At 49.4% G+C, this 12,550-nt stretch carries 8 protein-coding genes and 1 pseudogene; 7 read left to right on the forward strand and 2 right to left on the reverse strand.

The features are described from left to right. The first annotated feature begins 72 nt into the window (after positions 1 to 72). The 6 genes from ACWHX8_RS19855 (at position 73) to ACWHX8_RS19880 (ending at position 8,856) form a co-directional block, all read left to right on the forward strand. The gene (locus ACWHX8_RS19855) at positions 73 to 2,562 is read left to right on the forward strand and encodes a PAS domain S-box protein (protein WP_447969869.1); all 2,490 of its coding nucleotides are present in this window, start codon (positions 73 to 75) and stop codon (positions 2,560 to 2,562) included. Positions 2,563 to 2,574: 12 nt separating this feature from the next. Beyond that, on the forward strand, positions 2,575 to 3,774 hold the full coding sequence (locus ACWHX8_RS19860) for an HDOD domain-containing protein (RefSeq protein ID WP_447969870.1): 1,200 nt from the start codon (positions 2,575 to 2,577) through the stop codon (positions 3,772 to 3,774). 14 nt (positions 3,775 to 3,788) lie between these two features. Then, positions 3,789 to 5,012 (forward strand): HD domain-containing phosphohydrolase, encoded by a 1,224-nt coding sequence (locus ACWHX8_RS19865; RefSeq protein WP_447969871.1) that lies wholly within the window; start codon positions 3,789 to 3,791, stop codon positions 5,010 to 5,012. A 469-nt stretch (positions 5,013 to 5,481) separates the two neighbouring features. Then, a complete protein-coding gene (gene soxC, locus ACWHX8_RS19870) occupies positions 5,482 to 6,765 on the forward strand; it encodes a sulfite dehydrogenase (protein ID WP_447969872.1) in 1,284 nt (427 codons plus the stop codon). Continuing rightward, the gene (locus tag ACWHX8_RS19875; RefSeq protein ID WP_447969873.1) at positions 6,752 to 7,333 is read left to right on the forward strand and encodes a c-type cytochrome; all 582 of its coding nucleotides are present in this window, start codon (positions 6,752 to 6,754) and stop codon (positions 7,331 to 7,333) included. Before soxC ends, ACWHX8_RS19875 begins: the two co-directional genes overlap by 14 nt. Next, the gene (locus tag ACWHX8_RS19880) at positions 7,330 to 8,856 is read left to right on the forward strand and encodes a hypothetical protein (RefSeq protein ID WP_447969874.1); all 1,527 of its coding nucleotides are present in this window, start codon (positions 7,330 to 7,332) and stop codon (positions 8,854 to 8,856) included. The genes ACWHX8_RS19875 and ACWHX8_RS19880 overlap by 4 nt, the downstream gene beginning before the upstream one ends. Here the strand turns inward: ACWHX8_RS19880 and ACWHX8_RS19885 are convergent. After that, positions 8,835 to 10,553, reverse strand: coding sequence for an ArnT family glycosyltransferase (locus ACWHX8_RS19885; protein ID WP_447969875.1), 1,719 nt, complete (start codon positions 10,551 to 10,553; stop codon positions 8,835 to 8,837). The genes ACWHX8_RS19880 and ACWHX8_RS19885 overlap by 22 nt on opposite strands. Positions 10,554 to 10,937: 384 nt before the next feature. Here ACWHX8_RS19885 and ACWHX8_RS19890 point away from each other — a divergent pair. Further along, a pseudogene (locus ACWHX8_RS19890) lies at positions 10,938 to 11,156 on the forward strand (septal ring lytic transglycosylase RlpA family protein); the annotation flags it as partial. Between the two features lie 143 nt (positions 11,157 to 11,299). Here ACWHX8_RS19890 and ACWHX8_RS19895 read toward each other — a convergent pair. Continuing rightward, the gene (locus ACWHX8_RS19895) at positions 11,300 to 12,295 is read right to left on the reverse strand and encodes a DUF2278 family protein (protein ID WP_447969876.1); all 996 of its coding nucleotides are present in this window, start codon (positions 12,293 to 12,295) and stop codon (positions 11,300 to 11,302) included. Positions 12,296 to 12,550 lie beyond the last annotated feature (255 nt).

Raw genomic sequence — 12,550 nt, forward strand, 5'->3', positions numbered from 1 at the left:
AGAGGTCAGAATATCACCATGAACATTCTCATCAAAATAGGACCGTTCCCTCACAAAGAAATGCCTTAGCTCATGCGATCGAACCATATCACAAATACGAACCCCTCTAGTATTTGGACCTTGCTCAGAGATCGTACCTTTCTCTTGTTAATCACTTTTTTACTGCTAGGTAGCGTAGGAATTCTCTGGCAATTTAATACAGTCTCAGAGAGTTTAGTGCAATCCATGGCGCTGGCGGGAACAAAAAGATATACCGAGGCACTAAGGCAATTTCGTACCCTATATTCATCAGAAGTTGTCGCACGAGCCTCTCATGTTGGCATTGCTGTTCTTCATAACTACACTGAGCAGGAAGGAGCGATTCCACTACCGGCCACATTGAGTATTTTAATAGGCAAACGTCTTGAAGAAACGAAAAGTGGCGGGAGTGTACGACTTTATAGCGACTACCCGTTCCCATCGCGAAGTAATGGAGGACCGACCGATGACTTTGCACGAGACGCTCTTCGCCAACTGAGCGCAAACCCGCAAGAACCTTTTTATCAATTTACGGTCTTAGACGGTCAAAATGTTTTGCGATACGCCACGGCTGACGTGATGCACGACACCTGTGTGGCCTGTCACAATACACACCCCCAAAGCCCTAAAACGGATTGGAAATCTGGAGATGTGCGAGGGGTGTTAGAGGTCATCCATCCTCTTGAATACGCCGTTGTTCAGTCGAAAACAAATTTACAAGAAACCTTTCTCATTTTTCTCAGCATCATTGCCTTGGGCATTGGTAGCATTCTGTTAGTCCTCAAGCAACTTCGTCGTGCCTCTCGACAACTGGAAGAACAGGTCGAAAAACGCACGGCTGAATTCACGAAAGCGAATACCGCGTTAGCATCACAAGTTGAAGAACGAAAGCAAGCCGAACAGGCTCTCGAACAACTAAGCCAACACCATCAAAACATCCTCCAGTCAGCCGGAGAAGGCATCTACGGCTTAGATGCCCATGGTCGCACAACGTTTCTCAATCAGGCTGCCGCCAAAATGTTGGGCTATCAGACAGACGAGGTTATCGGGCACCCCATGCATGCCTTAGTACATCACTCGTACCACGATGAATCTTCTTATCCTCAGGACCAATGTCCACTCTTTGCAGCCTTACGGGATGGACTTCCCCATCATGCAGAAGACGAAATACTGTGGCGCAAAGACGGAACGTCTTTTCCAATTGAATATACGAGTACTCCCATACTTAACGGAAACATGCCAACCGGGGCGGTTGTCGTCTTTAAGGATATTACAGACCGCCTCGAGGCCGAGAAAGCTCTGAAGAACTCGTTTCTGTTCACAGAAAAATTACTCGCCTCCCTTTCCTCAATTCTCATTGGCATAGATCGAAACGATTGCATTATGCGATGGAATAACGCCGCAAAGAATACTTTTTCACTCTCCGCAGATCAGGTATTGGGGAAACCATTTTTGGAGTCCGGGATTCCGATTGATATGCAACCCATTTGCCTGGCCATCTTAGATTGTCTGACCGTTGAGAAAACAATTTGTCTGAACGAAGTCACCTATACCAAACCCGAAGGACAGGAAGGCATACTGGAAGTGTTTGTGACGCCGATTATGGGAGAAGATCAGCAAATCTCGGGGCATCTCATTCTGGCAACGGATCTAACGGAAAAGAAACAGCTCCAAACTCAGCTCAGCCTTGTGCAAAAAATGGAATCCATTGGCCATTTGGCTGCCGGCATTGCCCATGAAATTAATACGCCTATTCAGTTTGTCAACGATAATCTCCAATTCCTCAAAGACAGCTTCGCAAGTCTTGACGGCGTACTGACCGCATACGGATCTCTTCGCCAGGCCCTAGAAGCCGGAGCCTTAGATCCCGAGTTGCTCGCGACTGTCCGTGCCGCCATTACAGAAGCCGACCTCGAATACCTCACCGACGAAGTGCCCAAAGCCATCGGACAATCGCTTGATGGCGTGGATCGCGTCGCGAAAATCATTCGTGCCATGAAAGAGTTCTCTCACCCAGGGAATACCCAGAAAAAACCGACAGACTTGCGCCACGCCATCGAAAACACCATTACGGTCGCAAGCAATGAATGGAAGTATGTGGCGGAAGTGGATGTACAGATTGAAGATGATCTACCGGTCATTCCCTGTCTTCCCGGTGAACTGAATCAAGTGTTCTTGAATATTATCGTGAATGCGGCGCACGCCATTACCGAAGTCAGCAACCAGAACAAAGACGGGGGAAAAGGCACGATTCGTATTTCCGCAGCCACGGTCGACCCGTATGTGGAGGTTCGCATTTCCGATACCGGGCCTGGCATTCCCGAATCTGTTCAACACAAAATTTTCGATCCGTTTTTCACGACAAAGGACGTTGGAAAAGGTACAGGTCAAGGCTTGGCCATTGCCCATGACGTCGTGGTGAATAAACATCAGGGCACACTCACGGTGGAATCAATCATCGGCGAAGGGACCACATTCATCATTCGGCTCCCGATCGCCCCAACAAACACGGAAGCTTCACGCAACTCAGTAGCACAAAATTAAGAGTTCAGAACCATGAAACGACGAATCTTATTCGTAGATGATGATACCAACATCTTGCAAGGTCTTCAGCGGATGCTCCGATCGATGCGAGAAGAATGGGATATGGATTTTGCCTCGAGTAGCCAGGACGCCTTAGCGCGTCTTGCTCAGGCGCCTTACGATGTCATCGTCTCAGACGTGAAAATGCCAGGCATGGACGGGGTAGAACTGCTCACAGAAGTTCGAACACGTTACCCGCAGATGACGAGACTGCTGTTGACCGGACAGGCAGAGGAGGAAACCATTCTGAAAGCCGTTGGACCGGCACATCAATTTCTGTCCAAGCCGTGCGACGCTGACATGCTCAAAGCGACCATCTCTCGAACCTGCGCCTTGAGTGCCTTACTTGAAGATCCCACGTTGAAACAACTGGCCTCTCAAATGATCAGCATTCCGACCCTACCTTCCCTCTATGCCGAGTTAGTCCACACGCTTGAAGATCCAGAAGCAACCCTTGAGCATATCTCCACGATCGTTGAGAAAGACATGGGCATGACCGCCAAGATACTCAAACTCGTGAATTCAGCGTTTTTTGGTTTGCCACGGCAGGTTTCGAGCCCCAGTCAAGCCATTTCCTACCTTGGAATCGAAACGCTCAAGACGCTAGTCCTCACGGTTCAGGTATTCGAAGAACTCACACCTAAAGCCACCACCTGTTTTTCTGGTGAATCCTTATGGGAACATAGTATTCAAACTGGAGAATATGCTCGAAAGATTGCGCAAACCGAGGGAGTAGAAGACTCTGTCATTTCCGATACCCTTGCGGCAGGCATGCTGCACGATGTTGGCGTTCTTCTTCTTGCCACACAACTTCCCGATTGTTTTGCCGAAGCGATTGAGCTATCCAACACGCAACAGATATCACTACACGAAGCCGAAACGCAGATCATGTCGGCATCGCACGCAGAATTAGGAGGCTATCTTCTTGGACTCTGGGGGTTACGACATCCAGTGGTAGAAGCTGTAGCATTCCATCATCGACCCACAAGGCTCGAAACCCACCAGTTTACCCCGTTAACGGCTGTACATATCGCAAATGCCCTGCACACAGAGAAAGAACACCCCGGTCAACATCGTGAAGGGCCAGCCATTCAGGACGACTATATTGAGAGCCTCGGTCTTACCGACCACCTATCGTCATGGCGAGAGAGTTGCCAAGCATCGGTGTCGTAAAAGGAGCATGGATCATGGAAAAGGTTCTATTTGTCGATGATGAACCGTTGGTGTTAGAGGGATATCAACGAAGTCTTCGCAAGTTCTTTCAGGTTGAAATTGCCGAGGGAGCGGATGCAGGACTTTCGATGGTAGCGACCCATGGACCATTTCCTCTTATCGTTTCAGATTTCCGGATGGCGGGAATGAACGGAACACAATTTCTGGCCATGGTCAAAGCCCTTGCCCCGGATAGTGTTCGCATGATGCTGTCGGGACAAGCGGATATGACTGCGGTGGTTGATGCCGTAAATGAAGGAGCCATTTTCCGGTTTCTGAATAAACCCTGCCCCCCGGAAACATTAATCAAAGCGGTTTCCGACGGCATTCAACAGTATCACCTCATGCATGCGGAAAAGGAACTCTTAGAAGAAACACTCACCGGAAGCCTGAAAGCCTTGGCCGATGTATTGGCCATTATGGCCCCTGAGGCCTTTGGGAAGGCGTCACGGATTAAGCGCTATGTGCAAGGTCTTGCCGAATATATGAAGTTACCAAACATCTGGCAATTCGAAATAGCCTCATCACTGTCGCAAATCGGTTACGTGATTGCTCCCAACACATTATTCGGAAAAATTAACAAAGGCGAATCCCTCTCGCCGGAAGAAACACAAACTTATGAACAATGCCCTCCAACTGGAGCAGATCTCCTCGCAAGAATTCCACGCATGAAAGAAGTCTCAATGATGATTGAATATCAATTGAAACATTTCGATGGTTCGGGAACACCTAGAAACGAAATGAAGGGGTATGACATTCCCTTAGGGGCCCGGCTCCTGAAAGTCGCGTTGGACTTTGACACACTTCGCACGAAAAACATTCCAAGAGTAGACGCGTTCCAAGAACTTCAAAGTCGAACAGGATTCTATGACCCTGACGTCCTCCAAGCGCTCTATGCCGTTTTTGTCCCCGAGCAACAACAATCCGTGAGCACACTCGAATTAGAAGAACTCGAACCGAATATGATTGTCGGAGAACCGATCACCGATACAACCGGAAAGATCTTGATTCCCAAAGGCCAACTCTTGACACCATGGATGCTCAGACGATTACATCAAATAGCGGAGACTTCTCACATTACCTCACCGATACACGTCATCATGCCCTTACAGAAGCACGAAGATGACTCACCTAGTTCTGACACGAATTCTACGTCAATGGAACGGTTGGCTGTCTCCAACATGTCGCCTTCGGACTGATGTTTCGTTTTTTGTCGGTCTTTGTGGTCAAGAATCTCCTGCCATTGCCTCACGAGAGACTCGCCTTATGAAACGCATCGTTTATAGCGAAACCAAATAACTTCCAACCGAATGTACATCATGTACACAGCGCAAACATAGAGGAAAGTTATGCCCGCCTGGATGCCCTGTATACAATTGACGGTTCAATAACGAAGGGTCAAGCAGCATTCAGTGGATCGACATGTAACTGATTCGGCATAACTGGAACGGCTATAACGCCAATGAATCTGCTAGACCATCTATCGTAAACAATTCACATTGTTTCTCGTTCCTAACCTCGGCCTCTCCCACTTGACTTCATCTTCTATATCCGCAATGGTTCCCGTATGTTCGTTGGAGCCTTCACACTTCCAGTGGAAGTCACAGCCTTTCGGTTCTTATAATGAAAGAATCATAAGGTCTCGACAGGACAGTCAGGAGATTCTGTATGAGTAAGAAGAACGATGCTCCATCCGCCAAAGACCCACAATCTCACACTGGGCATCCAGATAAATCGGAAACAGACTCTCCTCTTGATCGTCGAACGTTTCTGATCACCGCTTCGTCGACATTGGGAATTGCGGCAGCCCACATGCTAGCCCCATCATCGGCAACTAGCGCATCTTCTCCCAACGACCCGACTCGTACTCCTGGCACGGAAGCTTCTGCTTATGGAACACGGGCGGTGTTTGAACGGGCTCAACGGTTGACCTCTTCCACACGATCACTGACCCCGCTTCAGCAGTTATCCGGAATCATCACACCCTCGGCTCTCCATTTTGAACGGCATCATAATGGCGTTCCTCACATTGACCCTCAGAAACATCGCCTCTTGGTACATGGCTTCGTTCGTCAGCCCATGATGTTTATGCTAGAGGAACTCAAACGATTGCCTGCCCAGTCTCGCCTAGCGTTTATTGAATGTTCTGGAAATTCTGGGAAAGAATGGAACGCTCCGAAAGGACGCACCGTTCAAGAAACTCATGGCCTGACCAGTACAAGTGAATGGACCGGCGTAGCGTTATCGACTGTCCTTCAAGAAGTCGGCATTCAACCAGAAGCCACATGGGTACTGGCCGAAGGGAGTGATGCCGCGGCACTGACTCGCAGTCTCCCGCTTGCAGCCGTTCTCAAAGAGGCCATGCTTTGCTATGCACAAAATGGTGAACCATTACGCCCGGAACAAGGCTATCCACTCCGACTGCTTATTCCGGGCTGGGAAGGTAATACCTGCGTAAAATGGGTACGTCGCCTTAAACTAATGACCGGCCCCGCCATGACTCGGGAAGAAACGTCAAAATATACAGACCTGATGTCCGATGGAACGGCTCGCCAATTTACCTTTGACATGGAAGCCAAGTCGGTCATCACGTCCCCCTCTGGCGGACAACAATTGGAACAACCCGGGTTCGTCGAAATTCGAGGATTGGCCTGGACCGGACGTGGCCGGATTACCCATGTCGATGTCAGTACGGATGGTGGACAGTCTTGGCAAGCCGCTGCGTTACAACAACCCGTTCTGCCAATGTGCCACACACGCTTTCGATTGGCCTGGGAGTGGCACGGACAGGAAACAATCCTTCAGAGTCGCTGCCAAGACGAGACCGGCTATGTTCAACCGGCCCTTGCCGATCTTGTGGCTGTTCGTGGGCTCAACTCTTACTATCACAACAATGCGATTCAAAGTTGGAAGATTACTCAAAAAGGGCATGTTGAAAATGTTCACGTCTGACGGATGGCTTCCCACATCCATGTGGTTTCTCACTGTCATGTGTATCTTTGTCTCGGCGCCTGCTTCTGTTGCAGCCGAGTTTGAGCATACGCCAACATACAATATTGGCCGACCGGCCTCACAGGCGGAGATTCAAGCGTGGAATATCGATATCGCGCCGAATGGGGATGGCCTCCCATTGGGACAGGGTACCGCCGCAGAAGGCGTAATTGTCTATGAGAACATGTGCGCACCCTGCCATGGCCCGACAGGAGTAGAAGGTCCCATGCCAATCCTCATTGGAGGTCACGGCACACTCAAGACCGATCAGCCTTTAAAGACCGTAGGAAGCTATTGGCCGTTTGCCACGACATTATACGATTATATTTATCGGGCCATGCCATTGAACGCCCCACAGTCCTTATCTTCTCAACAAGTCTACGCCGTAGTCGCTTGGATACTGTTTCGTAACGGGATCATCGAAGAATCCACCATCATGAATGCTCACACACTTCCAGCCGTCATCATGCCCAACCGGACAGGTTTTGTTCGAGATGCACAATCGAATGTTTCAAAGGTGGCTCCATGAAGCGATGGTCGAATCACTTCTTGCCCATCCTGGGACTGACTGGACTTTTATGGGTAGCAACTGCAACTGTTGTCCTCGCTGACTCATCGGAAAAAACAGAACCATCCATCGTTGGACTCGGACAGATTGATTTTCCGACATCGGGAGCCCCCGACGCGAAACCATGGTTTCTTCGCGGAGTCCTCCTTCTCCATAATTTTCAATATGATGATGCGAAAGAGGCCTTTCAGATGGCGCAACAACTCGATGCAACATTTGCCATGGCCTATTGGGGGGAAGCGATGACTGAAAATCACCCACTATGGGGCGAACAAAATCTCAAAGAAGGTCGCGCCATACTTTCTCGACTTGCCTCAGACCCGAACGCTCGGTTAGCCAAAGCCCCGACAAAGCGAGAACAAGGATACCTACGGGCAGTTGAAGCTCTGTATGGAACGGGAAACAAACAGGCGCGCGACCAGGCCTATGCCGACGCGATGCGCCAACTCTCTGAAGAGTTTCCTCATGACCTCGAAGCCAAAGCCTTTTCTGCCTTAGCCTTGCTGGGGAATACGCAAGGCAAACGCGACACGGCAACGTATATGCGAGCGGCAGCCATTGCGGAACATGTTTTTCGGAACAATCCCAAACACCCAGGCGCCGTTCATTATTTAATTCATTCCTATGATGACCCCATTCACGCACCTTTGGGTTTACATGCAGCTCAAATCTATTCGTCACTCGCTCCAGCCGCCTCGCATGCGCAACATATGCCATCGCACATCTTCATGGCCTTAGGGATGTGGGAGGACGTCATCGCCGCCAATGAAGCCTCGTGGGCATCAAGCGAAGCACGAATCGCGCAGCAAGGTCTCACAATACTCGCCAGGCCCTACCACACGCTGAAGTGGCTCATGTACGCCTACCTCCAAATCGGAAAGCACAAGGAAGCTAAGCGTACTTTAACCATCATTGAAGAAGATGCCCAACAGTCTCCATCCCGCTATGCCCGAGAATATCGAGCGTCCATGCGAGCCATCTATACCATCGAGACTCAGGAATGGGAGACCAGTCATTTCAACGAAGATCGAAGCGGACTACGGCTGTCTTTTGCCGCCAGTGAACTCTTTGCCATCGGGATGAGTGCGGTCAAGACGAAAAATCTGTCTCTAGCCAGGCAAATACTCGAGCAGTTGAATACTCGACTTGAATCTCAAGAATCAGCGTCTCTCTCTCAAGATGACGTGGCAGTGCACAGCATGGCGAAAGAGCTTGAAGGGTTGATTCTCCTTCACGCATCAAACCCTCAACTGGCATTAACGGTTTTGCAGGAGGCCGCAGCCTTGGAAGAGAGCGTACCCTATGACTACGGACCTCCGATTCCAATCAAACCCACGCATGAATTGTTGGGAGAAGTCTATACCGTATTGAAACAACCTGAACAGGCCAAAAAAGAATTTGAGCAGGCGTTGAAACGCGCTCCAAATCGAAGATTATCGGTGAACGGCTTGCGGAACATTTCTCATGACGACGATGCAGAATGATCGGTGCCGGACACCGTCAATTGTATCGAGACCAACAGAATGTCCTTTTTCGGTCTTTGGAATGCTCGTAAAATCGAAATGGTTAACTTTGGCGCCGAACGCATCAGGCTTTGATATTGTTCAGCCGTCATGAGGATAACCACCTCGCCGGTTTGTCCCACTTCTTGACGTAGGGTCTCCAGCGCATCCTCAAAACCTAATCCTTCTCCGAGTATCCGTGCATGCCTATGCACATGCTGCCAATAATACAAATCTTCATCGCTCCGCCAATTCCAATGTTGAAATGTCTGAATCGGATCACCGGGATTTTTCAAAAACGACTGCACGTCAGTCATCATGAGCTTCGGTGATGCGACCGCATGAATGCTCGGCATGACAAAGACGATAACACCCATCATCAGACCAACGGCTAACGTTCCCAGCATCTTTAACGCCATTGTTGTTCGTGCTTTGAACACCGAATACATCAATACGCCAACGCCGACAAGCATGGCTGCGTGATACACCCATGGAAAGAGGTCTAGCGGCACATTCCATTTTTTGTTCAGCAGATAGGGGGAAGCAAAAATTATGGCGAGACACAGAACACTTCCCAATCCGAGCATACGTTGAAACACGACCGATTCCGACAGATTGAGGTCTCGTCGCTCAAGTACCCGGTGATAGAAGTATCCAACCATCACCGCGATTCCCGGGGCCATCGGCATTAAGTACCGTTCATGTTTTTCCGGAAACAAGGAAAAGGCCAGAAAGTACCCCAACACCCAACACAGTAAAAATGTTTCTCGTGGATAATGCGACAATGGACGCTGTTTCCAGAGCACGCCGAGTCCTGAGGGAAGCAGAACGGACCATGGGAAAAAGTCGAACCATATGACGATGGCATACCACACAATTGGACGCTTCCCTAAATACGCATCGAGTACGCTACCTTGCGTGTCTCCCGCTAACCTCGATATCCGTAGTAAATTTTCTTTCAAAACATAATGCTGGAAGAATTCTTGTCCCAAATAGACATAGTAGGATGCCAGCAATCCAACCGCGATCATCACACCCATCCAAAAAGAAGAGCGCATAAACGGCGTGGCATCTCGACGAATCGCAAGAAGTGTCAGAAACAGGAGAACCGGTAGAATCAATGCGTGGAAATTTTTCACCATGGCCCCCAAGGCCAAGGCCACAAATCCAATGACGTACCACCAGGATGTTCCTTCCTGGAAGTACGCGCGGACCAAGCCCAAGATGCCGACAGTCATACAAAAAGTCAGCGCCGGATCGATAATGGCCATTCCGCCAAACCACAGTGAGACATAACTGGTAAGCATGACCAATGCCGCCCAGAAGCCGGCCGTTGGCGAAAACAATGTTCGCCCCAACCAATACGTGACGACCACCGTTCCAAAACTGAAAAGAGCCGATGGAAACCGCAAGGCCGTTTCATTCCAGCCCATCAACTTTGTCGACACCGCTTGAAACCAAAAAAACATCGGAGGTTTGTTCAAATATGGTTGGCCATGCAATGTAAGATGGACATAGTCGCCCGTGCGCACCATCGTCTCCGCCACAGCCGCGTACAGGCCTTCCGTCACGCCAAACAGCGATGACGGCAAGTTGTAGAAGAATGCGAGGATGCTTAGGGCCCCAAGCATAAACCAATGCGCCCATTCAGTCCGACAATCCTGTTTCAAAAATCGCATAGGATGAAGATCATTTCATGACGCAAGAGAAGCTGCCGTTACGGAGCCGTTTCCCTTGCTCCCAAAAACCAAAGCGCAACATGGTATTGTAACGAGAGCCCGCAGCATTGTGGAGATCATTTGTGAACAACTTCTTGCGGTCGTGGGGATGGTTGATACATAACGGCCAAGTACGTACACCGACACGTCACCATCTATGGGTATCGGTCATACGGCCTTTCGCCTTCGTTCACCTTTTGATCTTATTGGTCGGAGTGGCCATGCCGGGCTGTTCTATAATCAAAGGGACAGCCAATGTCGTACCGAGGACAGTAAAGGGAACAGTGTGGGTGATCAAGGGGGCTTATGAGCTAACAGTCGGAACATCGAAAGTCATCTACGCCCACAAATGTCCAAGTCACGAATCTTGAAACTGCTCGATCCGTTATCGTACGAGTGAACGATCGTGGGCCGTTTCCGAGTATGCATAATGCCGAGTCCGGAAAACGGATAATCGATCTTAGTTGGGAGGCAGCTACACGATTAGGATACGTGGAAAACGGATTGGCCCGGGTACGTGTCGAAACCATTCAACTGAAAAAAGAACCACAATCGACACAATGAGAAGACTTCGCTTCTTGCTCTTCATACCTTGAAAAGAAAAAATCCCAGTAAGGCTTGATGACGCAGGATTCCGATTCACATATAGAATGACGAATAAGATATTGCTGAACAGTCTTTAAAACTGTCTGATCTTGGGCAGGTTCCTAGAAAACCAGTGTCCATCCCTGCCGCTCAGCGTCCTTTTTCGTATACGACACGCCATCGATCTTCATACCATTCTGATCTACCAGAGTAATGATACCGCCTTTGTTGGACAGTTGAGCTCCGTTCCCCGTTAAAGTCACGCGCACGGCTTCACCCGGCTCTATGGCGCCGGACAGCGTCTCACGCTTCTTGTTCTTATCCAAAATTTCCCAACCTGAGATATCAATTCGGTTTGGCGTTGGATTCAATAGCGTGACGGTTTCTCTTCCTACATCGCCCCCTTCGGGATTCACCTGCGCCGCGATGATGTTGATCTGTCCTTGCGGATCTTTCCCAGGTTCCATCGGAATCGTATGCCCGGTCTGATCGTCGGTGTGCCACGACTGCGACTGAAATGCCAGAAAAATCGCTACCCACCGATCCTCGCTGGGAAAGTGAATCATGAGTGCCCCGTCTTGCCAGACCCCATCATCCTTCACAAACCGGCCAACGTTCCCCTGATTCATATGAATATCGTGAATGCCGTTCCCTGGTCGAAATCCAAAATATTTATCCCGACTGTTAGCCTCGGGACCCCATCGTTCACCAAACGCATACACGACGGAATCTTCTTCCGCAAGCGCCCGCGTCACATGCGCATCAATTTTTTCATTCAAATCATTATCTGGCCCAGGCACATCATGGGGAAGGGCAATAAGTGCAGCACGATCAAGCAGATTCCCTCGAATAAAATCCAACGCCAAGCCATTGGGCTGGCTCGAAAGAGTCGTAAACCCCATGGGTTGCGTTTTCAATTCTGCAAGCAACGGGTGCTGAAACCGATCATTCACGACATATAACAATTCCGACGGACTGAGTTTCGATTTCACGTTGATGGCAATGCGATAGTCCGTCTCCTCATCAACAAGATGAATTTGGTAATGGGGGCTTTGCCCCATGCCCAAACGCTTTTGAATTGGTCGTCCTTTGAGAATACCGTATTGATGTAGGGGCATGATTCCTCTCCTCTGTCATCGTCGTACAATTCCAATGAATGTTGGTAAGCACCTCACGATTCTTTAATAAAGAAAAGGCAAGTGCCATACCGAATGAATTCTTTATGCATATTATGAAAGTTTATCCAACTGTCGCTCGGTATCGATATCTCTTCAGATACGACGACGTATCTGAAGAGATATCGCGTCGCAGGGAAAAACTTGAGATCGTTGTTAGGATGACATCTCGTTACGGCATGAAAAACCACTATCCTT

The organism is Nitrospira sp. M1 (assembly GCF_965152605.1).